Genomic DNA, 22,255 nt, shown 5'->3' with positions numbered 1-22,255 from the left:
TTGTGCGATTGCCCGCCGCGGCTCAGCCTGCAGCTTCCGCCCTATTCGCAAGCCGTTTTCCGACGTAGACGCATCGCTTCACTGGTTCCGGATCCTGCACCACCTCAAACCCGATTGCCTTGTAGAACTTCAGCGCACCATCGTTCTGCGGCATGACTTCGAGGTGGATGCCGGTCGAGCCGCTCGCGGCAAGGCGCTGCTCGAGGAAGGCCATCGCGCGCCTGCCGATGCCTTTCCCGCGCGCTTGCGGCAACAGGTCGATATGGCCGTGCGACGGATAGGCCGCCAGCGCAGGTGGAACAGCGAAATCGGGATGATGGACCCGATGCCGCGCCCAATCGCTGCCGCGCCAGCGCGAGCTGTCGGATCCCGGGTCGGCGACGCGCCGCTGCAGGTCCGGATACCAGTCTGACGCCAGGCTGGCATTGAAAGCGGCTGTGTCGGCGGCGCCAAGCAGATAGCCGGCCGCACCTGTGGGGCTATCGACAATAAAGGCCAGATCGGGTTCGAGAACCTGGTAGGGAATGGTGTAGAGCAGGCCGAGCAGGTCCGGGTCGTCCTCGCGGCCGCTGGCGTCCTTGCCGGCATCGCCGGTCTTGAGACAGATCATTGCAAGCGTCTGGTGATCGGCGGCGGTCGCCCGGCGCAGAAAGAAACCGCCGCCGAAATCGAGGATCATGGCGGCAGCAGCCGGAAGTCCTTGCCCTCGGGCAGAAGCTGCCCGCCATCGACGATGATGGTCGTGCCCGTGATGTAACTGGCATCGTCAGAGGCCAGGAACAGGAAGGCATTGGCCACATCGCGCGGGCTGCCGAGACGGCCGAGCGGGATGGCGTCTTCCATGTTCTTGATGAAGGCCGCGCCGCGATGCTGCTCTATGCCTTCGGTGAGGATGTTGCCGGGCTCGACGCCGTTGACTGTAATGCCGTAGCCCGAGAATTCGAGCGCAGCCGAACGGATCAGCCCATTGATGCCGGCCTTGGTCGCCGAATAATGGCCGTGGCCGGGGCTGGTGACATGCGGGCCGGTGATCGAGGAGGTGAACAGCATGCGGCCAAAATGCTGTGCCTTCATCGGCACCAGCGCCGCACGTGCGGCGACAAAGCTGCCGCGCAAGTTTACCGCCATGACCCGGTCCCAGTCGTCGGGACTGGTGTTTTCCAGCAATTGCCAGGGATAGATGCCGGCATTCTGCACCATGATGTCGAGCCGACCGTGACGGTCGAGGGCCAGCGCCACGGCGGCTTCCGCATCGGCCATCTGCGAAATGTCGGTGCGAATGAAGTGGGCGCCGACCTCATCTGCCGTTGCTTGCCCGGCTTCGGTCTCGGTATCGGCCAGCACCAGCTTTGCGCCTTCCTCGGCAAAGCGCTGCGCGATCGCCTTGCCAATGCCGCGGGCAGCACCGATGACCAGCGCCACCTTGCCAAAAAGTCGCCGGTTTTGTGGTCGGCTGCTCATGCGAGCCTCTGGCGGATGGTCTGCCTGAATGCATCGAGCAGCACGGCGGCAAGCACCAGCAGGCCGTGTATCACCAGGGTGAAATTGGCCGGCAGGCCCATCAAATTGATCGCCGTGTTGATCGCCGACAGCAGCAGCACGCCGGCATAGACGCCGGGCAAGGTGCCGACACCGCCTTTCAGGCTGACGCCGCCGATGACGACGGCGGCAAAGGCGTTGAACAAGAATCCCGCACCGAGATTGGCACTGGCTCCGGAGGTGCGGATCGCCAGCAGCCAGCCGGCAAGGCCGGCGATGGCGCCGGCGAGAACGAAGGCTATGACCAGGTTGCGGTTGACGCGGATGCCGGCGCGGAAGGTCGCCGTCTCGTTGCCGCCGATCATGACCAAATGCCTGCCGAAGGGCGTCTTGGCCATGATCAGCGAGAACACCACGAAACACGCAATGGCGATCCAGGCGGTGAGCGGCAGGCCGAGCAGGCGCTGGATGGCGAACCAGCGTATCGCCGGCGCAAGGTCCTGTGCCGAGCGGCCGCCGGAGATGACCAGCACCAGGCCGCGCACCCAGATGTAAGAAGCCAGGGTGATGATGAAGGCGCTCATCTTCACCCTGACCACCAGATAGCCGTTGAAGGCTCCGATCAGGCCGCCGACGGCAAGCGCGATGAGCAGCGAAACCGGAACCATCAGCCATTGCGGCTGCAACTGGATGCCAAGGCCGATGCCCGACGAGCAGAACAGGATGCCGACCGCCATGGCGCTGAGCGCCGCCACCGATTCGACCGACAGGTCCATATGGCCGGCGATGATGACCAGCGCCAGGCCGATCGACATCACGCCGAGCACGCTCGACGCCTCGATGATGTTGGCGAAGATGCCGAGCTGAAAATAGTTCGGGATGAGGATGGAAAAGACCACCAGCACGAAGACCAGCATGAACCAGACGAGATTGTCGAGGATGAACTCGAGGGTTTGGCGCGTGCGGGGGTTCATCTGCGGATCCGGTTGGCGCCGACCCCGAAAAAAGCCACTCGGTGTTCGGAAAGATCAGGCGCGGTTGAAAATTGCTGCAACGTTCCCGTGCGCGTCCGTTCGAACGCACCAGGGCTGCAGGGCTGGCTCCGGGCCTGTGTGGCCCGGAGCTTCTGGCGAGTTTGCTATTCGACCGGCTTGATGGATTCGGTCGGCGGCTTCATGTTGCCCCAGAAGGCCGGGTTATCGACATTTTCCTTGGTGATCGCAGCGCCGGGGATCTTGATGTTCGGCCCCCACGCTTCCTTGGTCAGGGTCGATTTCAGGCCAAGCACATCATATTCGCCGGGCTTGATCTCCTGCTTGTTGACCACCTTGTCCATGAACATGGCGACCGCCGCGGCCTGGGCGTAGAGCGGCTGCTCGACTTCGACATTGAGCCAGCCCTTGCGGATCAGGTCGAGGCCGACCGGAGCGCCGTTCGAGCTCATCAGCATGACGTCGCCCGGTTTCTTGCCGGCGGCCTCGAGCGAGGCGACGGCAGCGACCGAAAGATGCGCGGCATGGCTAAAGATCAGGTCGATGTCGGGGTTGGCGAGCATCTGGTCGGCAACGATGGTGCCGGCGTTACTGGCCTCCCATTGCATGGCCGGCAGCGAGATGATCTTGACGTCCGGGAATGCCTTCATCTTCTCCTCGAAACCCTTCTGGATGTCGAGCGTGTAGGGGTCGCCCGGATCGCCGAGCACCTGCAGGATCTTGCCCTTCACCGAGCCGTTCTTCGTGGTCAGGAGCTTTTGCGCCTGATCGGCGGCGACGTAGCCGATCTCGACGGTTCCGGCCACCGAGGTGAAGTCGGACGGGGTCGAGGTGATCTGGCGGTCGAACTCGACGACCGGGATGCCGGCGGCACGGGCCGCCTCGACCGACGGTTTCAGCGCATTGAAATCGACGGCGGCAAGAATGATCGCCGCCGGCTTCAGCGCGATGACGTCGTTCATCTGCGATTGCTGCGCGTCGGTCTTGTTGTCGGCGTTCAGTGTCTTCATCTCGTAGCCGACCTGCTTCAGGAACAGTTCCAGCGCGCTCACCGAGCCGGTCTGGAACTCATCGAGCAATGTCGGCACCATGTAGTAGACGGTGCCCTTCGACTGAGCGAATGCCGGCGTGAGCGTGGCAAAGGCCAGTGCCAGGATACCGAAGACGGAAAGAAGTATTTTCTTCATGTCGTTCGCTCCTCTTGCGCCGGACCCCTCATTTGTCCCTCAGTTCGCCGGTCCGGCACCGGCGAGCGTCTCTCCGGTGATCATGTTAATCACCGCGTCGGGACTTGTTTTGTTGCGTGCGACATCGCCAGCCACAACGCCTTGCCGGATCACCACGATCCGGTCGGCGACCTGGAAGGCCTGCTGCATGATATGGGTGATGATGACGACACCGATGCCCTGGCTCGCCACCTGACGGATCATGTCGAGGCCGCGCCGCGTCTGCTCGACGCCGAGCGCCGCGAACGGCTCGTCGAGAAGCACCAGCTTGCCGCCGAAATGCACGAAGCGGTTGAGCTCGATGGCCTGCCGCTGACCGCCGGAGAGGTGCTCGACATTGGTGCGAAGCGAGGGAATGCGGGTGCCGGCGCTGGCCAGCGCCTTTTGTACCACCTGCTCCATGGCGCGCTCGTCGAGCACCGGAATGCCGAGAACCTTTCTAGTGATCTCGCGGCCCATGAAGAAATTGGCGACCACGTCGACATTGGTGCAAAGGGACAGGTCCTGGTAAACCGTCTCGATCCCGGCGGCCTTGGCCTCGGCGGGAGATTTGGCGAGGAATTCCTTGCCTTCGAACAGCATGCGGCCGGAGGTCGGCTCCAGGCCGCCGGCAATGATCTTGACCAGCGTCGATTTGCCGGCGCCGTTGTCGCCCAGAAGCGCCACCACTTCGCCCTTGCCGATCGAAAAGCTGATGCCTTTCAGCGCTTCGATGGCGCCATAATTCTTGGCAACGTTATCGAGCACCAGCAGCGGTTCGCTCATGCCGCGATCCCCTTGTTATGCAAGAGATCCCGTCCGCGTTCGCGTTCGGCGGTGAAGATCTGGCCGAAGCGGGGCGAAAGCACCCCCGAAACGGCAAGTGCGGCGGCGCCGCGCAACACTGCATGCTGGCCGCCGCTGGCGACGCTGACGCGGGGCGTCGTGCGGTCGCTTCGCGCCGAGACCGAATTGGGCAGGTGCGCGGCCGCGCCGGCAAGTCTTTCGAGCAGATCGGTGGACGCCAGCCCGCCGAGGATGATGGTTTCGGGATCGAACAGATTTTCGATGATGGTGACGGCGTTGCGGAAGATCGGCGCGATCTCGCTGACCCAGTCGGTGTCGGCGATGTTGCGGCGACGCAGCGCCTCCAGCGAGAGATACCGTTCGAGGCAGCCGCGATTGCCGCACGGACAGGGCTCGCCGCCCGGCACCGCGGGAATGTGGCCGATTTCACCGGCGTTTCCCCAGGCGCCGCGCAATGCGGCTCCGTCATGCACCATGACGCCGCCGAGGCCGACGCCGAAATAGAGGTAGTAATATTCGGAATATGCCGTGCCGAGGCCGTAGAGGCGCTCGCCGATCGCAGCCGCCGCCATGTCGGTTTCGAAAAAGGCCGGCAGTCCGGTCGAGGCGGCCAGCCGCTCGCGCAGCGCCACATCTTTCCAGCCGGTCATGGTGGTCGGTCCGACAAAGCTCATGGACTCCACGCCGAACGGGCCGGGCAGCGCCATGCCGATGCCGAGAACGCGGCCACCGGGCCGCAATGCCGTCAATTCGAGCACCATGGCGCCGATCAGCTCGAAAGCGCGGTCGGGCGTTGCATTTGGGGCTTCGCGATAGCTGCTCTCGATGACGTCGCCGCTGAGGTTGATCAGCGCGGCATTGATGCCGAGCGGGGTGACGTGGATGCCGACGGCATAGCCGCCTTCCGGATTGATGCGCAGCGTTGCCGGCGGCAGGCCGCGGCCCTTGGGCTCTTCGCGCAGCGACAGCACGTAACCGTGCTCTTCCAGCTCGCGAACGATGGTCGACACCGTCTGCACGGTGAGCCCGACCCGCCTGGCAATGTCGCCGCGGGCGATCGGGCCATGAAGGCGGATGGATTCGAGCACGATGCGCCGGTTATACGGCCGCCCGAACTCCTGATTGGTTCCCCGCAGTGCCATGCCTTGCGCCCTCGAGAGAGGCCAGACTGGCACCGAAGATTTATTCAGTCAAATGGAATTCAAAAATAAATCGACAGCCGCGCTGAGCGAAGCCGGCGGATGGCCCATCAAGGGTATGATCAATAGCGGATGGTACGTCGCTCCAGCAGAACCACGATCGCAAACAGCGCGATCGACAGCGAAGACGACAGCACGATCGCCGCATAGAGCCGGTCCGACTGATAGTTGAAGGTCGCCTGGATGATGAGCGCGCCGAGGCCCTTATCCGACCCGATCCACTCGCCGACAATGGCGCCGATCACGGCCGTGGCCGAAGCAATTCTCAGCGAGGAGAACAGCATCGGCAATGCTCTTGGCAGGCGCAGGCTCCAGAAGATCTCCCAGCGCGTAGCCGATAGCACCCGGAACAGTTCGTGCTCGTTGTCGCTGGCCGAGTCCAGCCCGCGGATCATGTTGACCAGCGTCGGGAAGAAGCAGATCACCGCAGCGATCACGATCTTCGGCGTCATGCCGAGCCCGAAGATCAGGATGATGATCGGGGACAGCGCCAGGATGGGAATGGTGTTGAAGAACAGCACGATCGGAAAATAGGCGGCCTGCAGGATGCGGCTGTGCACGAACAGCACCGCCAGCAGCACACCGGCAAGATTGCCGATGACAAATCCCGCCAGCGCCTCGATCAGCGTCGGCCAGAGATTGCTAAGCAGCAAAGCAAGACTCTTCCGGAACACGCCTGATATGGCCGCCGGCGTCGGGACGATATAGGCCGGCACGCCGAGCCATGGCAGCAGGAACTGCCAGGCGAGCAGGATCGAAGCCGCGCCAAAAACGGGCAGGGCGACGGCCAGCGCCGATGGCAAGGGCGCCTGCCTCATGAGGCCTGTTCCAGCGCGCCGCGCAGTTCGGCCATCGCGGCAACGATCGCCGGATCCTCGCGCGAACAGCGGTTGCCCGCCTGCTTGAACGGCCGCATATCGAGGTCCCTGGCCAGGCGGCCCGGATTGGCGGCAAGAACGATGACCCGTTCTCCGAGATAGGCGGCTTCGGCGATCGAATGAGTAACGAAAAGGATGGTCGCGCCGGTGCGCCGCCACAAAGACAAAAGCTCGTCGTTTAGGCGGTCGCGGGTGATCTCGTCAAGCGCGCCGAAAGGCTCGTCCATCAAAAGCAGCCTGGGTTGCCCGAGCAGCGCCCGGGCGATCGCCACGCGCTGGCGCTGGCCGCCGGACAATTGGTGCGGCAGACGCTCACCGAACCCGGCTAGCCCCATCAGATCAAGCAGCTCGTCGGTTCGGTCGTCGATTGTCCGGGTCAGGCGTCCCTGTCCGACATTGAGCGGCAGGCGGACATTGTCGCGCACGGTGCGCCAGGGCAGCAGGGTCGAGTCCTGGAAGACGAAACCGACGTCGCGCCGCGAACGGACCGCATGCGGTGTGTCGCCAAGCACGCTGATCGAGCCGCCGAGCGGATCGAGCAGGTCCGCGACCACACGGAGCAGGGTCGACTTACCGCATCCCGAAGGTCCAAGGATCGACAGGAAGGAGCCGGCCTCGACCGACAGGTCGAGACCGGAGAGAACTTTCACCATCGGCTGCCGGCCGCCATAGCCGACATCCAGCCTGCGGGCCTCGATCGCGTTCGCCATCAAGCGGCGGGCGCGTCGAGCTTGGGTCGCTCGGCGGCCGACAATTCGAGTATCTTGGTGGTGTAGACATCGGCTGCCGCGGGCCGGCCGTTCGGGTATTGGCCGACCTTGTCCAGCAGTGCCAGCTGCTCCTCGATCGAGGCGGGATCGAAGGTTCCCCATCCGTCCTTGGCGGTTGCACCGTCGAAGGAAAGTTTCAGCACCAGATTGATCGTCTTCTGCTCCCAACCGAGGTCCATTTCCGGATAGGCCTCGACCATCTTCTTGACGGCTTCCTGCGGATTGGCGTGCACCCAGCCCCAGCCCTTGGCCACGGCGCCGATGAATTTCGCCAGCGTTTCCGCATCCTGTTCGATCGCGGTGTCGGTAGCGAAATAGACATCGGCATAGGAGTTCAGCCCGAGATCGCGCACCAGAAGATCGATCCTGTCGTCGCCGACGACGCTCAGCGCCTGGGTGTTGGTGATCCATCCGCCAATCGCGTCGACGTCGCCGCGCACCAGCGGCGCCTTGTCGAAGCCGACATTGACGACCGTGACCTCGGACGGATCAATGCCGTTCTTGGCCAGGATCTCATCGATGACGAAGCGCGCCGTCGGCTGGATGCCGATTTTCTTTCCCTTGAGATCGGCCACGCCGCGGATCGGCTTGGCAGGCTTCGAGGTGAAGGCATAGGGACCGGTGCGGAAACCGCAGGCGATGATCTTCACCGGCACGCCGCTTTCACGCGCCGCGTAGAGCTGCGGTGTTTCGGAAAACTGGCCGAGTTGTGCGGCGCCCGAAATCACCGGCGGCACCGTCGCCGCATTGGGACCGCCCGGGCTGAATTCCACCTCGAGGCCCACCTCCTTGAAATAGCCGTTGGCGACGGCCGCGATATCGCCGATCTGTCCGTTGGACATCAGCCAGTCATACTGGATGACGACCTTTCCGCCAGCTCTGGCGCCCGGCGTCAGCACGAGCTGCATTCCGGCCGAAGCTGCCGCGACCGCGGCGAAGCCGGCTTTCACGAAGCTGCGGCGGTTCATGTCGTAGTCTCTGTTCCCACTCATTTTTCGCTCCTGTTGCAAGACGTTCTCGTCTCTTCATTGCGCGCCGTTCCCGCGGCGCGGCCTACGGCTGTTCGTCGTGGTAGTCGCCGGGGCCGCCGTCGAGCCAGGCGTATAATTCCCAAAGCGTGTCGTCTGGATCGGTGAAATAAGCGCAGCGCGCGTTCCAGACATAATCCTCCGGCGGGCCGTAGAAGGGGACGCCCCTGGCTGCCAGTTCGCCATGGAGCCGGTCGATCTCGCCGGGCGCGTCTAGCCTGACCGCCACGCAAACCTTGTGCGCCTGGCGCGGCGACCTCAACTTCGAGACGCCGGTGTGCCGGTTGATGTGGCCGATCTCCCACGCCGCCAGGGTGACGCCCTTGCCATGGAAATCGGCAAAGCCCTCGGCGCGGCGCCGCAGGCGAAAGCCGAGTTTCTCGACATAGAATTCAACCGTCCGCTCGATGTTTTCGACAAGCAGGCAGACGTCTGAGATCGCATATGCGCCTCCGACCGGCATGGCTATCTCCCTGTGCTGTGCGCGGCGCGCGATGCTGGCAGCTTGACGCCGACGCGGTAGGCGGCGCCGACGATGTGGGCGCGCATCGCCGCCTCGGCGGCCGTTGGATCGCCCGCGACCAGCGCCTCGTAGATGCGCACATGCTCCCCGACATTGACTTCGACCAGGTCGTGCAGCGGATTGGTGAGGCGCGCGTAGTGGATCGAGCGGCGGATCTGCTCGCAAACGAAGGAGATAAAAGTGTGGATGTAGTTGTTGCCCGTCGCCCGCGCGATCTCGCGATGGAACAACAGGTCGGCGTCGATACTGCCTTCTTCCCAGCGCTCCTCACCGCTCATCCGGTCGAGCGCTGCCTTGATTGCGTCGAGGTGCTCCTGCCCGCGCCGTTCGGCGGCGAGCGCAGCTGACTCGGCTTCCAGTATGCAACGCAGCTCGAACAGCCGCTCCATATTCCCGGTCGCTTTCAGCGCCTCGCCATCGATGCGGATCGACGCGCGCTGCTCCGGCGCCAGCACGAAGGCGCCGACGCCTTGCCGGGCTTCGATCATGCCATCGGCCCTGAGTTGAGCGATCGCCTCGCGCACTACGTTGCGGCTGACGCCGAATTTTTCCGAGAGCTGCTGCTCGGTCGGCAGTCGCGTGCCCGGATTGAGCTCGCCGGATTCGATCTCGCGGCTGAGGAACGCGGCGACGCGATGCGGCAGCGCCTCCACCGTGCCGATAGCGGCCAGTCTTTGCTTCATGGAAAGGTCTCCGTCGATGGCAGCAGGCAGCCGGGATTCATCGATCCCTGAGGGTCGATCGTTCTCTTGAGCGCCGTGATGAGCTGGCGATGGGCAGGCGCCAGGCCGGCCCAGAAAGTGCGATGGCGGGTGCGGCCGATACCGTGCTCGGCGCTGATCGAGCCGCCAAGTGCGCCGACGATCTGGTAGAGTCCGGCGGTGATCTCCGCGCCCTGGGCACGAGCTTCACCCTCGGCGAGCCCAGGCGGTGGCAGGACGTTGAAATGGATATTGCCGTCGCCGGCATGGCCATAGGCCTGCGGCAGCCAGCCGGGGTGTTCCAGCGCCACGAATTGGCGGGCCTGATCGATGAGGACAGGGATGTCCGGTATCCTGACCGCAAGGTCGGTGCGCACATGGTAGCCGCGTTTTGCCTGGCCCTCGACCAAGCCCTCGCGAATGGCCCAGAACGCCCTGGCCTGCGCAACGCTTTCAGCAAGGACGGCATCGGCAACCAGGCCGCTCTCCATCGCTCCGGCCAGGAAATCGACCAGCATGGAGCGCAGATCGACCGCAGCGCTGGCGGAGAGTTCGATCAGCACGTGGACGGGAGCCTCGACCGGCGAAACGATGTCGGCATCGATCAAGCGGGCGAGGTCGATGCACTCCGAACCGATGATCTCGAAGGCCGAAATCAGATCGGATGAGGCGCGGCGAGCGTGCCGGAACAGGGTGATGGCCGCTTCGAACGAGGCGAGACCGAGATAGGCGGTCTCGACCCGGGCCGGTTTCGGGAACAGCTTGAGCTCGACGCCGGTGATGATGCCGAGCGTTCCTTCGCTGCCGATGAAGAGCTGCTTCAGGTCGTAGCCGCGATTGTCCTTGCGCAGGCCGGAAAAGCCGCTCCACAACTCGCCGTCGGGCAGGACGACTTCGAGGCCGAGGATGAGATCGCGCGCCATGCCATAGCGCAGCACGTTGGTGCCGCCGGCATTGCTGGCCGCATTGCCGCCGATCTGGCAGCTTCCCTGCGCACCGAGCGCCAGCGGAAACAGGCAGTCCTGTGCCTCTGCCGCATCTTTGATGTGCTGCAGGATGCAGCCGGCGTCGGCCTGCAGGATGAAATTGTCGGCGTCGACGAGACGGATGCCGTTCAACCGCTCCAGACTGACGACCACCGCGCCACGGGTCTCGATGTCGATTGCGCCCGCCACCAGCCCGGTGTTCCCGCCCTGCGGGATGATTCCGAGCCCGAGCGTGCCGCAGAGCCGCACCACGGCCTGGACTTCGCCGACGGAAGCCGGCTTCAGCACCGCAAGGGCTCCGCCGCGATGATCCCCGGACCAGTCCAAAAGGTATTTCGCCATGCCGGCCGCTTCGGCAGCCACGCCGCTTTGTCCGACAGCGCTCTCCAGGGCATTCAGAATTTCAGGCGGGATACCGTGAACGGTCATTACAAGCCTGCTAGGCTAAGGCATAGGCTTATACATATCATCCTACAACTGCGTCGGAGTCAACGCTGTGGGCGCAAGACATCAAGGGCTGGGGCCGAATGTTTGCTGGGAGACTAGAGCGAAGGGCGATGGCCCGAGGATACTTAGGTGAGGCCGCTTTGGCGTGGCTGCGCCGGCCCGATGCCGTTCAAATGCTGGGACGTCTGAGAAGAGCCCGGCTCCTAGAGGTACCGCTCGACTTTCTTGCCGACTGTCAAAAACCGCAGCGGGTCGATGGCCTCGCCATTGTGGCGGACCTCGTAGTGCAGGTGCGGGCCGGTCGAGCGGCCGCTATTGCCGGTCTTGCCGATGACGTCTCCGGCATCGAGCTTCTGGCCGACGGCGACGTCGATTTCGCTGAGATGCCCGTAACGCGTCACAAAACCGTTGCCGTGGTCGACCTCGACCATGCGGCCGTAGCCGCCGTTCCAGCCGGCCTTGACGACGACGCCGGCTGCCGTGACCTTGGCAGGCATACCGACCGGCGCCCTGAAATCCATGCCGGAATGCAAGGCGGCCGTGCCGAGGAGAGGGTCGGTGCGCACGCCGAACGGGCTGGTGACGCTATGGCCGGGCGCGGGGTTGGCGAGCGGCAGCCGGCGCGCTTCCTTTTTCAGATGATCCAGCGCGTCAAGCGCTTCGTCCAACTCCTTGACCTTGCTGTCGAAGACCAACGAACTGTCGAGCGGTATCAGCGGACCGCCGACGTCGCTCTTTTCGAATTCGCTGTCGACCGGCAGGCCGGCGGCCTCGAGCGCCTGCGAGATCGCGTCGGCGCTCTTGTAGGCATTGTCGGCGAGCGTCGCGATTCGCGTGAGCTGCTGGCTCTCGATGGCCTTCAGCGAGTTGTTGATCGAAACGAAGAGCTTGTCTGCCCGGTCGGCCGCGCTTTCGCTCGGCAGCGGATTGGCGCGGGTCGACCACAGCGAGAACGGCCTGGTGTCGTCAACGCCCACAGGAGCGGCAAGGCTGGCGACGGAATAGGCCGTCGGCTGGATGCTGCCGGTCGCGTCGGCATGTTCGTCCGGCTTTGCCGTCGGCACGGGCGGCGTTGCGGCCTCGTTTTCGGCTCGTTCGAGGATCGGGCCGAGGCGGCCGTGACGCAGGCTGAGCTGGCTCTGCCGTTCCAGCAGCTCGCTGACCTTGGTTTCCATCAGTTGCTGATCGAGAAGCTGGCGGCTGGTGATGCGGTCGACCTGGCTGCGCAGTGCCGAGATGCGGTCTTCGTAGGCCTGCTGCATGCGCGCCTGCCGCGCCGTCGTGGCGCCGATCAGATCGTCGCGCAGCACCAGATAGGAGGTCGCCAGCAGATAGCCAATGACGATCGCCGCCAGCGCCGAGCCGCAAAATGCAGCCAGCCACGGGCGTATGGTGAAATGCCTTATCTGGTCGCCCCGGGCGATGATGACCGTGTGGGGCTCTTTGCGTCTGCCGAAGACCGCTGACTGACTGGCTACGTTCACGGGACCAAGCTTTCGTTACGACACCAACGACGAGCCTGATTACACATTATTAGGGTTAACAAAGTTTTGTCTTCGCGCAAAACGGGTATCGAATTGCAGCGGCCTGGCGCAGCTCTCAAATTGCGCGAACCGCCTCCAGCACGTCTTCGGCGTGCCCTTTGACGCGGACATTGCGCCAGATCCTGGCGATGCGTCCGTCCCGGCCAATCAGGAATGTCGCCCGCTCGACGCCCATATAGGTGCGGCCGTAGAGCTTCTTTTCCACCCACAAATGGTAAGCCTCGATCACCTTGCGCTCCTCGTCGGCGACAAGGTCGACGCTCAGATCGTATTTCGCCTTGAATTTGTCATGTTTTTTGATGCTGTCCGGCGACAGCCCGATGACGACAGCGCCGGCCTTTTCGAACTCCGGCTTCAACTGCGAAAAGCCGATCGCCTCGTTGGTGCAGCTTGTGGTGTCGTCCTGTGGGTAGAAATAGAGTACGATGGGTTTTCCCAGCAATGCGGCGAGGCTGAGTGAACCGCCGCCGTCGCGCGGAAGATCGAATTGCGGCGCAACATCGCCCACGTCGAGGTCAGCCATACCGATGCCCTTGTTTGAGGTTACGCGCCAGGCTGCACCGATATAATATCGAGCGGGGATTCGTCCACGATCGAATTCGTTTCAACGGAAGATTGCGTGGATCAGGAGCTGCCGCAGCACGAGAAGATCAGGTTCAGGCGTGACGAGATCACCGACCTGGGAACCTTTCCGTCCGCGTGCCGCGTCCCGCCGCTTGGGCAGGCGTCGATCGGTCGCGGCGTTCGTTTGATGGCGCGGCTGTTTGCCGGCCTCTTCGCCCTTGTGCTGCTGGCCGCCGCCGGCGTCTATGCGATCGGCGTGTCCGGCTTCGGCTCGGAGCGGCTTCGCGCGGAAGCCGAAACGGCAATCGAGAAATTGGCCGGCTTCGATGTCGACGTTGCCGTCGGGCCGGCCCGGCTGACGCTTGACGGGTCGAGCTTCATTGCGCTGCAGGTCAGCGATGTCAGCCTCAAGACCGCCGACGGAAAACCGATGGCCGATGCCGGCTGGGTCCGCTTCGGCATCCGGCTGATCCCGCTGCTTTCGGGCGAGGTACGGCTGACCAGTGCCCGGATTTCCGACGCGCACATCGTCATGGCGGCGATGCCGTCCGGCGGCGACTGGACGGCCGGGCTGCGCAACCAGGACGGCCTCATCGATCCGGAAAAACTTTCCGCCGCCGTCTTCGCCAATCTCAATCGCGCGCTCGATGCGGTGCGCGAGGATTCGATGCGCCAGATCGATCTGCGCAACGTCGAGTTGGCACTGCCCGAGACCGGATCGGTCAAGTCGGTCACCATCGCCGACGCCTCCGTCTCGCAGTCCGGACCGGGAAGCATGGAGCTTTCATCCGACGCCGATGTCGACGGCAGGGCGCTTACCATCGCCGCTTCCGCCACCCGCGATCCGGCGACGCGACGCATCACCACGCTGGACGCCAGCATCCAGGCGGCGGATGCCGGCGCTGCGGCAGCAGGCGGCAAATTGGGCGCGATCGCCTTGAAGCTGACGGGGTCGGAAGGAGCCGGCGACAACGGCTCGCGGCTGACCGCTGCCCTGTCGCTGACCGGGTCGGTGCTCGATCTCGGTTCGCGCGGCCTGCTCCCGGCCGACATCGATCTCGATGCGACGCTCGTCGCCGGCTCGAACAAGATCCAGGTCGACAGTTTGCTGGTGAAAACCGGCCGCTCGACCTTCGATTTCGCCGGTTCGATCGGGCCGAAGCCGGTTACCGGCACAGCGGGCGAGGAACCATCCTATCGTTACGACCTGACCAGCGACGGTTCGACCCTGGCGCCTTCGGATTCGCCGGAGCCGGCACTCAGCTTCATTGCCCGTATCGCCGGGGTCTACCAGCCGACGAGCCAAAAGCTGGTCGCCGAGCAGATCGGCATCCGCTCTGGACCGGGCAGCGAAGTGCTGGGCACGGCTTCGGTTGCATTCGTCGCCAACCAGGCGCCGGGCATATCGGTTGCGCTCAATGTCCACGACATGCCGGTCTCGCACGTCAAGCAATTATGGCCATGGTTTTCGGCGCGCAATGCCAGGCTGTGGGTGCTTAAGAACCTGTTCGGCGGCCGCGTCGTCGATGGCAGCCTGCAGTTCCAGGTCGTACCCGGGCGGCTCGGCAACGGCGTGCCGCTTTCCGCCGATGAAGTGTTCGGCCGATTCCAGGTTGAAGGATCGCGCTTCGACACGGCCGGCCGCATTCCGCCGATCCGCGATGCCGTCGGCGTCGTCGGCTTCCACGGCAACGACGTCGACGTCGCGCTGTCCTCGGGCAGCGTCTATATGCCGAGCGGCCGCACCGTGGCGGCGAGCAACGGCACGCTCACCGTCAAGGCGGCGAACCATCCGCCGGTGATCGGCGCGCTCGATATCGATGTCGCCGGCGAGGCGCCGGCAATCGCCGAACTGGCATCGTTTGACCCGATCAACGCCATGCGCCATGTCGGCCTGCTGCCGGACGACCTGTCCGGCACGGTGACGGGCCACGTCAAGGCCGATATTCCGCTGCAGTCCGGTGTCGACTCGTCCAAACTCGATTGGCTGGTGGCGCTCGACTACAAGGACCTGTCGCTGGGCAAGCCGTTCGAGGGCCAGACGGTCAGCCATGCCGACGGCTCGATCACCGTCGCGCCCGACCGGGCGGTGATCTCGGCCAAGGCTCTGCTCAACGGCATTCCGGCCGAACTCGACCTGATCGAGCCGCTCAGGGATGGCGGCCCGCCGCGCAGTCGTAAAGTGGCGCTGGTGCTCGACGACAAGACGCGCGCCACCGCCATGCCTGGCCTGTCGACGCTGCTTTCCGGAACCATCAAGGTGGCGATCGACAAGAGCGGCACCGGCAACCAGAACGTGTCGGCCGACCTGACCAATGCCAGGCTGGACATTCCCTGGGCCGGCTGGAGCAAGGGCCCCGGCATTCCCGCCAAGGTCGTCTTCGCCATGGCGAAGACCGGCGACACCACGACGCTGTCCAATTTCGAACTCGACGGCAAGACCTTCTCCATCGACGGCAGCGCGGTGCTGGTCAACGGCGCCTTGTCCTCGGCCCGGTTCAGCAAGGTCACGTTGAACAGGGGCGACGACGTCGCCGTCTCGGTGAAGCGGTCAGGCAAGGCCTATGCAGTCGAGGTCAGCGGCAGCGCGCTGGACGCACGCTCGCTGATCAAGCAATTCACGTCCGACGTCGATACCGCCACCAAGACCACCGGCGTCGATGCGATCTCGGTCAGCGCCGACGTTAGCTCCCTGACCGGCTTCCACGACGAGGTGCTGTCGAATCTGAAGCTCGACTACAGCGCCGCCGGCTCCAGGGTGAACGGGCTCAGGGTGAGCGCCACCGCAAGTTCGGGAGCCGCGATCACCGTCAGCAACACGACCGGCGGCGGCCTGCGAACGCTCAACATGAAGTCGGCCGATGCCGGCGCCATACTGCGCTTCCTCAACATCTACGAGCATATGGAAGGCGGCTCGATCACGCTGGCGCTCACCGGGGCTGGCGACGGTCCGATGAAAGGCCAGGTCGATGCCAAGGACTTCTTTGTCGTCAACGAGCCGAAGCTCGCCTCGATCGTCTCGACGACGCCGGCCGGCGACAACCGCAGCCTCAACGAGGCGGTCAAAGGCAATCTCGACACGTCGAGGGTGAAGTTCGAGCGCGGTTTCAGCGAAATCGACAAGGGCAGCGGCTATCTCAAGCTGCGCAACGGCGTGCTGCGCGGCTCGCGCATCGGCACCACCTTCCAGGGCACGCTCTACGACCAGAACAACAACATGGACATGACCGGCACGTTCATGCCGGCCTATGGCGTAAACCGCATCTTCGGCGAATTGCCGCTGATCGGCGCGCTGCTCGGCAACGGCCGCGACCGCGGCCTGATCGGCGTCACCTACCGGCTCAGGGGCAACGCCAACAAGCCAATCCTCGACATCAATCCGCTGTCGGTAATCGCGCCCGGGATTTTCCGGTCGATCTTCGAGTATCGGTGAGGCGGGTGAGGCGAAAAGGCCGGGTGAGGTGTGTTCAGCGTAGCAGCGCCTAGAGGTAACTGCCACGCCGTTACAGTGGCCGAGGAATGCAGCGATCCATTGCTTGTGCCCGTCCCGTCCCGGTTTCACCTGAATCTCAGCTGGCGCTCAAACCGGCCGCACCAGAACGTGCTTCTTCTTGCCGAGCGATAGCTTTGCGACGTTTTCCGGGCCAAGGTCCTGCAGCGTCACCATCCTACGATCGTCGGAAACCGGCTGGTCGTTGAGGCGCACGGCGCCGCCCTGGATATGCCGCCGTGCCTCGCCGTTCGACCCAGCCAGCCCGGCGGTGACGAACAGCGACAATATGCCGACGCCGGCTTCAAGATCGGCCCTGCCCACCTCGACGGTCGGCAGTGTTTCGGCGAGCGCCCCTTCTTCGAACGTCTTACGCGCCGTTTCGCTGGCCTCCTCCGCCGCCTCGCGGCCATGCAGCATGGCGGTGATTTCGGTGGCGAGGATCTTCTTGGCTTCGTTGATCTCCGAGCCGCCGAGCCGTTCGAGACGTGCGATCTCGGCGAGCGGCAGGGTCGTGTAGAGCTTCAGGAAACGGCCGACATCGGCATCCTCGGTGTTGCGCCAATATTGCCAGAACTCGTACGGGCTCAACATCTCCGCATCGAGCCAGACTGCGCCCGAGGCCGACTTGCCCATCTTGGCGCCGGAGGAGGTGGTGAGCAGCGGCGTCGTCAGCGCATAAAGCTGCGCGCCTTCCATGCGATGGCCGAGATCGATGCCATTGACGATGTTGCCCCACTGGTCGGAGCCGCCCATCTGCAGCCGGCAGCCGAGGCGTTTGTAGAGCTCGACGAAGTCGTAGGCCTGCAGGATCATGTAGTTGAATTCTAGGAACGACAGCGACTGCTCGCGATCCAGCCGGAGCTTGACCGAATCGAAGGCCAGCATGCGGTTGACCGAAAAATGCCGGCCGACATCGCGCAGGAAATTGACGTAGTTGATGTCCATCAGCCAGTCGGCATTGTTGATCATGACGGCGTCGTTCGGGCCGCTGCCAAATTTGAGGTAAGGCGTGAAGTTGCGGCGGATGCCGGCGAGATTGTCCTCGATGTCCTGCGGCGTCAAAAGCTTGCGCGCCTCGTCCTTGAACGACGGATCGCCGATCATCGAGGTGCCGCCGCCCATCAGGGCGATCGGCCGGTGGCCGGTCTGCTGCAGCCAGTAAAGCATCATGATCTGGATCAGCGACCCGGCATGCAGGCTCCTCGCGGTGGCGTCGAAGCCGATATAGGCGCTCACCGTTTCCGTGGCGAAAAGCTGGTCGAGGCCGGCATCGTCCGAGGTCTGGTGGATGAAACCGCGCTCGCTCATGGTGCGCAGGAAATCGGATTTGAAGGCGGACATTTTCTTTCCCGAAAAGCTTCCGGCCGAACGCGGCCCGGCTATGCATGAAGGCGGGCGTTTAGCACTCAAGCGCGATCAGCAAAAGTGGAATCCGGTTTTGCGTCCGATCGCGCTTCGGATGGCTTTGTGCGATCAGCAAAAGTGGAATCCGGTTTTGTGTCCGCGCGGATAGCGTGCGGCCTGCTTGCGTCATTGTTTCGGCTGGCGTAATGAGGCGCCGCGCCAGCGGGGCTCTTCCTCTGGACCGCGCGGCATCGATCGAATGCCATATCCTGTGACAGAGTCGAGATGCCGGAGATATCCATCGTCATTCCTTGCCGGAACGAGGCGGCGAACCTGCCGCTTCTGCTCGACGAGATCGGCATTGCCATGGCCGGGCGGGACTTCGAAGTCATTGTCGTCGACGATGGCTCGACAGACGATACGCCTTCGGTGCTTGCAGCAGAAGCAGCGCTTCGCCGGTTTCCGCTGCGCCATCTCAGGCATGAAAAATCCGCCGGACAGTCGCTTTCGGTGCGCTCAGGCGCCTGGGCGGCGCGCGGCGATATCGTCGCCACCATTGACGGCGACGGCCAGAACGACCCCGGCTATATCCCAGTGTTGATCGACGCACTGCGGCAGGCTGGTCCCGAAGTCGGGGCCGCGCAGGGACAGCGTCTGAAGCGCCGCGACAGCAAGATCAAGCAGCTGGCGTCGCGTTTCGCCAACGGGCTGAGAAAAGCCATCCTGCACGACGAGACGCGGGATACCGGCTGCGGCCTCAAGGCGATCCACACCGACATTTTGAGGAAATTGCCGTTCTTCGACGGCACCCACCGCTTTGTTCCGGCGCTGGTCATCCAGGAGGGCTACCGCGTCGTCCATTGCGACGTCGTCGACCGCTCCCGCCGTCACGGCAAATCGAATTACGGCATCTTCGATCGCGGCCTTCAGGGCGTGCTCGATCTTGCCGGCGTCTGGTGGCTGCGCCGCAGGCGCCGCAGGATGCCCAAAGTAGAGGAAATCAGGCATGGGTAACGTGCTTCAGGAATTGGCGACCTGGCTTCACGATGTTTTCGTCAAGCAATTCGATGCCTGGGTTCTGCTCGGCTTCGTCGCCCAGTTCTTCTTCACCATGCGCTTTCTGGTGCAGTGGGTGGCGTCGGAAAAGGCCAAGCGCAGCGTCGTGCCGATCGCCTTCTGGTTCTTTTCGCTGTTCGGCGGTGGCCTGCTGCTGATCTATGCCATCCAGCGTCAGGATCCGGTGTTCATCGCCGGCCAGGCCATGGGCCTGTTGATCTATATCCGCAATCTCTGGCTGATCGCCAACGAGCGAAAGGCGGCGATGACCAAGGTCGATTGAGCCCGCGACCGGCCTGAAACCGGTCGAGCAAGCAATCCAGATTACTTGCCGTCCAGCCCGCCGTAGGACCTTACCAGCCGGACCATGTCGGCCGAGTTGGCAGTCTCGCTCTCGAGCCCCTCGGCGACACCGACGCGGTCGGCGGCCGGGCGGTTCTGGCTGACTTTCCATTTACCGCTGATTTCGGTGATTGCGATCTCCAGGCCGACGATGCCCTTGATCTGCGACTGGATAAAGGGTGCCGGAGCGTCGGTTACCGCCCATGGCGCCGAGCGGTTGCCCTCCTGCGACATCGTCAGATCGGAAATCTGCTCGGCCAGCCAATCCTGGTCTTCGATCACCGTGACGATGCCGCGCACCTGGACGATGGCGTAGTTCCAGGTCGGTACCACTTTGCCGGTTTCACGCTTGGTCTCATACCAGGACGGCGTCACATAGGCGTCGGCGCCCTGGAAGACGACCAGCACCGGCGCCAGGGGATTGTCGGCCAAAAGCCGCCATTGCGGATTGGCTTTCGCCAGATGTGCGCGCAGCCTGCCATTCGGCGGCACATCCGCGTTGAGCAAGGAGGGCGCGTCTAGAAGAAAGGGAATTGCGTTGGCGACCGGCCCCTCGGTGCCGTTCGACACCAGCAGGCCAAGCGGATGCGCCCGGATCAGCCCGTGCAGGACGTCCGGCCGTGTTTCCTGAAAGTGGGGTGGTTGGTACATCGCCGATTATCTCAGCCGCTTCGGCCGTGGGTCGGACAGTTCCCCGGCCAGCCGGCGATCGAGATAGTCCGCGCATTCCTCGATCAGAAGCTCCGCATGGTTGGCAAAGAAATGGTTGGCGCCGGGCAAGGTCTTCTGGGTGATGGTAATGCCCTTTTGCGTGTGCAGCTTGTCGACCAGGCCCTGCACGTCCTTCGGCGGCGCGACCTTGTCGGCATCGCCATGGATGATCAGGCCGGACGACGGGCATGGCGCCAGGAACGAGAAATCATAGGTATTGGGCTGCGGCGCGACCGAGATAAAGCCCTCGATCTCGGGCCGGCGCATGAGAAGCTGCATGCCGATCCACGAGCCGAACGAATAGCCGGCAACCCAGCAACTCTTGGAATCCGGATGCAGCGACTGCACCCAGTCGAGCGCCGCGGCGGCGTCGGACAACTCACCGGTGCCGTGGTCGAACTCGCCCTGGCTGCGGCCGATGCCGCGGAAATTGAAGCGCAGCGTGGTGAAATTGCGCTTCTGGAACATGTAGAAGAGGTCGTAGACGATCTTGTTGTTCATCGTCCCGCCGAACTGGGGGTGCGGGTGCAGGACGATGGCAATCGGCGCGCTCTTTTCCTTCGAGGGCTGATAGCGACCCTCCAGGCGGCCGGCCGGACCGGTGAAAATGACCTCAGGCATGAAATACTCCACTTGGCATAAATTGCGCGGCGCCCGGAACAACTTTCCCTAGGCCTTGACGCAGGGCGAGCGTCTTTCTAGAAGCTAGTTTAGAATTGTTCAAAACTGGGCGGCCAAAAGCTGTGGCTCGGCCACCCACGCCGCAAGCCGCGTAAATAGGACGTCTTGCCTTGCAATTTCAAGGAAATAACGCGCTATCTTCGCGGAACGGCTTTTGAAGGGACCAGTTGGACGGAAATGGCCGGAGCACGCGCCTATCTCGACTACAACGCCAGCGTGCCGCTGCTTGCCTCGGCGCGCGCGGCGGTGGTCGCTGCGCTCGACATCGCCGCCAACCCGTCCTCGGTCCATGCCGAGGGCCGCGCTGCGCGGCGGCTGATCGAAGACGCCAGGCGCGACGTGGCGCGACTGGTCAGCGCCAAAGCCGAGCATGTCGTATTCACCTCCGGCGCGACGGAAGCGGCCTCGACGCTGCTGACGCCGGACTGGCAGATGGGGCGCGGCGCCGTCCGCATGAGCCGGCTTTACGTGTCCGAGGCCGACCATCCCTGCCTGCTCAATGGCGGGCGCTTCCCCGCGGGGCAGGTAACGCGGATCGGCGTCGATGCCGACGGCATCGTCAGGCTCGACGTCCTGGCGTCAGCACTTAGTGCGCGTGACAAGGCCGACGGTTTGCCGCTGGTCGCGATCCACGCCGCCAACAATGAGACCGGCGTGATCCAGCCGATTGGCCGCATTGCCGAAATCGCCAAGGCGGCGGGTGGCATCCTGGTTGTCGATGCGGTGCAGGCTGCCGGCCGCATTCCGCTCGATATGTCAGCGGGTTACGCAGACTATTTGATTCTGTCGTCGCACAAGATCGGCGGCCCCAAGGGCGTCGGCGCCATTATCGCGGCGTCGGACCTGATGATGCCAAGACCGCTGGTCAGCGGCGGCGGCCAGGAAAAAGGCCATCGCGGCGGCACCGAAAACCTGGCGGCGATTGCAGGGTTTGGCGCGGCAGCGCGCGAGGCGCTTGCCGGGTTGCAAACGATCGAAGCGGTGCGGCAGCGCCGCGACGAAGTCGAGGCGATCGTGAAAACGCTTGTTCCGGACGCCGAAATCTTCGGGACCGGCGCGCCAAGACTTGCCAACACCACGTTCTTCGCTATTCCCGGCATCAAGGCCGAGACGGCGCAGATCGCCTTCGACCTTGCCGGTGTGGCTCTGTCGGCTGGATCGGCCTGTTCGTCGGGCAAAGTCGGGCCGAGTCACGTGCTGAAAGCCATGGGTTATGGCGACAGCCTCGGCGCGTTGCGCGTGTCCATCGGCCACGCGACCAGCGCTGAAGATATCGAGCTGTTTCGTTCGGCGCTGGCGACAATCGTCGCGCGGCAAGCCGGTACGGAAAAGGCAAACAGGGAAAAGGCCGCCTGAGCGCGGCAACGGAATATTTGGGCCCTTGTGGCCTGGTAGAGCCGTGCGTTCGCATTTGGCCGGGTGAATTTGCGGCATGAACGCACTATATGAAACTTACGCTGCTTCGGGTGCCCAAGGGTGCTCGTTTGCGGTGCCATAGTTTGAAA

The 22,255-nt window shown here is 63.9% G+C and carries 22 protein-coding genes; 5 read left to right on the top strand and 17 right to left on the bottom strand.

What is annotated here, in order from left to right; translation table 11 throughout:
- Nucleotides 1-22: 22 nt before the first annotated feature.
- The 14 genes from NKI19_RS20335 to NKI19_RS20270 all read right to left on the bottom strand — a co-directional run bounded on the left by NKI19_RS20335 (nucleotide 23) and on the right by NKI19_RS20270 (nucleotide 13,082).
- Nucleotides 23-679 carry a GNAT family N-acetyltransferase gene (locus tag NKI19_RS20335; protein ID WP_352491914.1) on the bottom strand — a complete coding sequence of 219 codons (657 nt, stop codon included), beginning with the start codon at nucleotides 677-679 and terminating at the stop codon, nucleotides 23-25.
- The gene (locus tag NKI19_RS20330; protein ID WP_352491915.1) at nucleotides 676-1,461 is read right to left on the bottom strand and encodes an SDR family oxidoreductase; all 786 of its coding nucleotides are present in this window, start codon (nucleotides 1,459-1,461) and stop codon (nucleotides 676-678) included. Before NKI19_RS20330 ends, NKI19_RS20335 begins: the two co-directional genes overlap by 4 nt.
- Complete coding sequence (locus NKI19_RS20325) at nucleotides 1,458-2,453, bottom strand: ABC transporter permease (protein WP_352491916.1); 996 nt, start codon at nucleotides 2,451-2,453, stop codon at nucleotides 1,458-1,460. The genes NKI19_RS20330 and NKI19_RS20325 overlap by 4 nt, the downstream gene beginning before the upstream one ends.
- A 164-nt stretch (nucleotides 2,454-2,617) precedes the next feature.
- A complete protein-coding gene (locus NKI19_RS20320) occupies nucleotides 2,618-3,658 on the bottom strand; it encodes a sugar ABC transporter substrate-binding protein (protein WP_352491917.1) in 1,041 nt (346 codons plus the stop codon).
- A gap of 39 nt (nucleotides 3,659-3,697) precedes the next feature.
- Nucleotides 3,698-4,462, bottom strand: coding sequence for an ATP-binding cassette domain-containing protein (locus tag NKI19_RS20315; RefSeq protein ID WP_352477330.1), 765 nt, complete (start codon nucleotides 4,460-4,462; stop codon nucleotides 3,698-3,700).
- A complete protein-coding gene (locus NKI19_RS20310; protein WP_352491918.1) occupies nucleotides 4,459-5,625 on the bottom strand; it encodes an ROK family transcriptional regulator in 1,167 nt (388 codons plus the stop codon). Before NKI19_RS20310 ends, NKI19_RS20315 begins: the two co-directional genes overlap by 4 nt.
- Before the next feature lie 119 nt (nucleotides 5,626-5,744).
- Nucleotides 5,745-6,500 (bottom strand): ABC transporter permease, encoded by a 756-nt coding sequence (locus NKI19_RS20305; RefSeq protein ID WP_352491919.1) that lies wholly within the window; start codon nucleotides 6,498-6,500, stop codon nucleotides 5,745-5,747.
- Nucleotides 6,497-7,270, bottom strand: a complete 774-nt coding sequence (locus tag NKI19_RS20300; RefSeq protein WP_352491920.1) for an ABC transporter ATP-binding protein — start codon at nucleotides 7,268-7,270, stop codon at nucleotides 6,497-6,499. The genes NKI19_RS20305 and NKI19_RS20300 overlap by 4 nt, the downstream gene beginning before the upstream one ends.
- Nucleotides 7,270-8,298 carry an ABC transporter substrate-binding protein gene (locus NKI19_RS20295; protein ID WP_352491931.1) on the bottom strand — a complete coding sequence of 343 codons (1,029 nt, stop codon included), beginning with the start codon at nucleotides 8,296-8,298 and terminating at the stop codon, nucleotides 7,270-7,272. Before NKI19_RS20295 ends, NKI19_RS20300 begins: the two co-directional genes overlap by 1 nt.
- An 85-nt stretch (nucleotides 8,299-8,383) precedes the next feature.
- Nucleotides 8,384-8,821: a VOC family protein gene (locus NKI19_RS20290; RefSeq protein ID WP_352491921.1), complete on the bottom strand. Its 438-nt coding sequence runs from the start codon at nucleotides 8,819-8,821 to the stop codon at nucleotides 8,384-8,386.
- A gap of 2 nt (nucleotides 8,822-8,823) precedes the next feature.
- Nucleotides 8,824-9,564 carry a FadR/GntR family transcriptional regulator gene (locus tag NKI19_RS20285; RefSeq protein WP_352491922.1) on the bottom strand — a complete coding sequence of 247 codons (741 nt, stop codon included), beginning with the start codon at nucleotides 9,562-9,564 and terminating at the stop codon, nucleotides 8,824-8,826.
- Entirely contained in the window at nucleotides 9,561-10,997 is a 1,437-nt protein-coding gene (locus NKI19_RS20280) for an FAD-binding oxidoreductase (RefSeq protein ID WP_352491923.1), read from the bottom strand. The genes NKI19_RS20285 and NKI19_RS20280 overlap by 4 nt, the downstream gene beginning before the upstream one ends.
- A 221-nt stretch (nucleotides 10,998-11,218) precedes the next feature.
- The gene (locus NKI19_RS20275) at nucleotides 11,219-12,499 is read right to left on the bottom strand and encodes a M23 family metallopeptidase (protein ID WP_352492485.1); all 1,281 of its coding nucleotides are present in this window, start codon (nucleotides 12,497-12,499) and stop codon (nucleotides 11,219-11,221) included.
- A gap of 115 nt (nucleotides 12,500-12,614) precedes the next feature.
- Nucleotides 12,615-13,082 carry a peroxiredoxin gene (locus NKI19_RS20270; RefSeq protein ID WP_352566127.1) on the bottom strand — a complete coding sequence of 156 codons (468 nt, stop codon included), beginning with the start codon at nucleotides 13,080-13,082 and terminating at the stop codon, nucleotides 12,615-12,617.
- 96 nt (nucleotides 13,083-13,178) lie between these two features.
- On the opposite strand from NKI19_RS20270, the gene NKI19_RS20265 reads away from it, so the two are divergent.
- Nucleotides 13,179-16,556, top strand: coding sequence for a hypothetical protein (locus NKI19_RS20265; protein ID WP_352492483.1), 3,378 nt, complete (start codon nucleotides 13,179-13,181; stop codon nucleotides 16,554-16,556).
- Nucleotides 16,557-16,703: 147 nt separating this feature from the next.
- Here the strand turns inward: NKI19_RS20265 and tyrS are convergent, their stop codons facing one another.
- Entirely contained in the window at nucleotides 16,704-17,957 is a 1,254-nt protein-coding gene (gene tyrS, locus NKI19_RS20260) for a tyrosine--tRNA ligase (RefSeq protein ID WP_352492482.1), read from the bottom strand.
- On the opposite strand from tyrS, the gene NKI19_RS20255 reads away from it, so the two are divergent.
- From NKI19_RS20255 to NKI19_RS20245, 3 genes are all read left to right on the top strand, one after another.
- Nucleotides 17,944-18,129 carry a hypothetical protein gene (locus NKI19_RS20255; protein ID WP_352492481.1) on the top strand — a complete coding sequence of 62 codons (186 nt, stop codon included), beginning with the start codon at nucleotides 17,944-17,946 and terminating at the stop codon, nucleotides 18,127-18,129. The genes tyrS and NKI19_RS20255 overlap by 14 nt on opposite strands.
- Before the next feature lie 116 nt (nucleotides 18,130-18,245).
- A complete protein-coding gene (locus NKI19_RS20250) occupies nucleotides 18,246-18,974 on the top strand; it encodes a glycosyltransferase family 2 protein (protein WP_254817622.1) in 729 nt (242 codons plus the stop codon).
- Nucleotides 18,967-19,299 carry a lipid-A-disaccharide synthase N-terminal domain-containing protein gene (locus NKI19_RS20245; protein ID WP_023674681.1) on the top strand — a complete coding sequence of 111 codons (333 nt, stop codon included), beginning with the start codon at nucleotides 18,967-18,969 and terminating at the stop codon, nucleotides 19,297-19,299. The genes NKI19_RS20250 and NKI19_RS20245 overlap by 8 nt, the downstream gene beginning before the upstream one ends.
- Nucleotides 19,300-19,340: 41 nt before the next feature.
- On the opposite strand, the gene NKI19_RS20240 is transcribed toward NKI19_RS20245, so the two are convergent.
- The gene (locus tag NKI19_RS20240; protein ID WP_352492480.1) at nucleotides 19,341-20,009 is read right to left on the bottom strand and encodes an FMN-binding negative transcriptional regulator; all 669 of its coding nucleotides are present in this window, start codon (nucleotides 20,007-20,009) and stop codon (nucleotides 19,341-19,343) included.
- A 6-nt stretch (nucleotides 20,010-20,015) separates the two neighbouring features.
- On the bottom strand, nucleotides 20,016-20,690 hold the full coding sequence (locus tag NKI19_RS20235; protein WP_023674683.1) for an alpha/beta hydrolase: 675 nt from the start codon (nucleotides 20,688-20,690) through the stop codon (nucleotides 20,016-20,018).
- 237 nt (nucleotides 20,691-20,927) lie between these two features.
- Between NKI19_RS20235 and NKI19_RS20230 the strand changes: the two genes are divergently transcribed.
- Nucleotides 20,928-22,106, top strand: a complete 1,179-nt coding sequence (locus NKI19_RS20230) for a cysteine desulfurase family protein (protein ID WP_352492479.1) — start codon at nucleotides 20,928-20,930, stop codon at nucleotides 22,104-22,106.
- The last annotated feature ends 149 nt before the right edge of the window (nucleotides 22,107-22,255 follow it).

The sequence above is a fragment of the Mesorhizobium sp. M0751 genome, assembly GCF_040320265.1.
Classification (GTDB): Bacteria; Pseudomonadota; Alphaproteobacteria; order Rhizobiales; family Rhizobiaceae; genus Mesorhizobium.
This window is presented reverse-complemented; position numbering and strand designations above follow the sequence as displayed.

Bases quoted from the DNA above. Each gene is read 5' to 3' on its own strand.
- NKI19_RS20335 (WP_352491914.1), bottom strand. From the start codon at position 679: ATGATCCTCGATTTCGGCGGCGGTTTCTTTCTGCGCCGGGCGACCGCC.
- NKI19_RS20330 (WP_352491915.1), bottom strand. From the start codon at position 1,461: ATGAGCAGCCGACCACAAAACCGGCGACTTTTTGGCAAGGTGGCGCTG.
- NKI19_RS20325 (WP_352491916.1), bottom strand. From the start codon at position 2,453: ATGAACCCCCGCACGCGCCAAACCCTCGAGTTCATCCTCGACAATCTC.
- NKI19_RS20320 (WP_352491917.1), bottom strand. From the start codon at position 3,658: ATGAAGAAAATACTTCTTTCCGTCTTCGGTATCCTGGCACTGGCCTTT.
- NKI19_RS20315 (WP_352477330.1), bottom strand. From the start codon at position 4,462: ATGAGCGAACCGCTGCTGGTGCTCGATAACGTTGCCAAGAATTATGGC.
- NKI19_RS20310 (WP_352491918.1), bottom strand. From the start codon at position 5,625: ATGGCACTGCGGGGAACCAATCAGGAGTTCGGGCGGCCGTATAACCGG.
- NKI19_RS20305 (WP_352491919.1), bottom strand. From the start codon at position 6,500: ATGAGGCAGGCGCCCTTGCCATCGGCGCTGGCCGTCGCCCTGCCCGTT.
- NKI19_RS20300 (WP_352491920.1), bottom strand. From the start codon at position 7,270: ATGGCGAACGCGATCGAGGCCCGCAGGCTGGATGTCGGCTATGGCGGC.
- NKI19_RS20295 (WP_352491931.1), bottom strand. From the start codon at position 8,298: ATGAACCGCCGCAGCTTCGTGAAAGCCGGCTTCGCCGCGGTCGCGGCA.
- NKI19_RS20290 (WP_352491921.1), bottom strand. From the start codon at position 8,821: ATGCCGGTCGGAGGCGCATATGCGATCTCAGACGTCTGCCTGCTTGTC.
- NKI19_RS20285 (WP_352491922.1), bottom strand. From the start codon at position 9,564: ATGAAGCAAAGACTGGCCGCTATCGGCACGGTGGAGGCGCTGCCGCAT.
- NKI19_RS20280 (WP_352491923.1), bottom strand. From the start codon at position 10,997: ATGACCGTTCACGGTATCCCGCCTGAAATTCTGAATGCCCTGGAGAGC.
- NKI19_RS20270 (WP_352566127.1), bottom strand. From the start codon at position 13,082: ATGGCTGACCTCGACGTGGGCGATGTTGCGCCGCAATTCGATCTTCCG.
- tyrS (WP_352492482.1), bottom strand. From the start codon at position 17,957: ATGTCCGCCTTCAAATCCGATTTCCTGCGCACCATGAGCGAGCGCGGT.
- NKI19_RS20250 (WP_254817622.1), top strand. From the start codon at position 18,246: ATGCCGGAGATATCCATCGTCATTCCTTGCCGGAACGAGGCGGCGAAC.
- NKI19_RS20245 (WP_023674681.1), top strand. From the start codon at position 18,967: ATGGGTAACGTGCTTCAGGAATTGGCGACCTGGCTTCACGATGTTTTC.
- NKI19_RS20240 (WP_352492480.1), bottom strand. From the start codon at position 20,009: ATGTACCAACCACCCCACTTTCAGGAAACACGGCCGGACGTCCTGCAC.
- NKI19_RS20235 (WP_023674683.1), bottom strand. From the start codon at position 20,690: ATGCCTGAGGTCATTTTCACCGGTCCGGCCGGCCGCCTGGAGGGTCGC.
- NKI19_RS20230 (WP_352492479.1), top strand. From the start codon at position 20,928: ATGGCCGGAGCACGCGCCTATCTCGACTACAACGCCAGCGTGCCGCTG.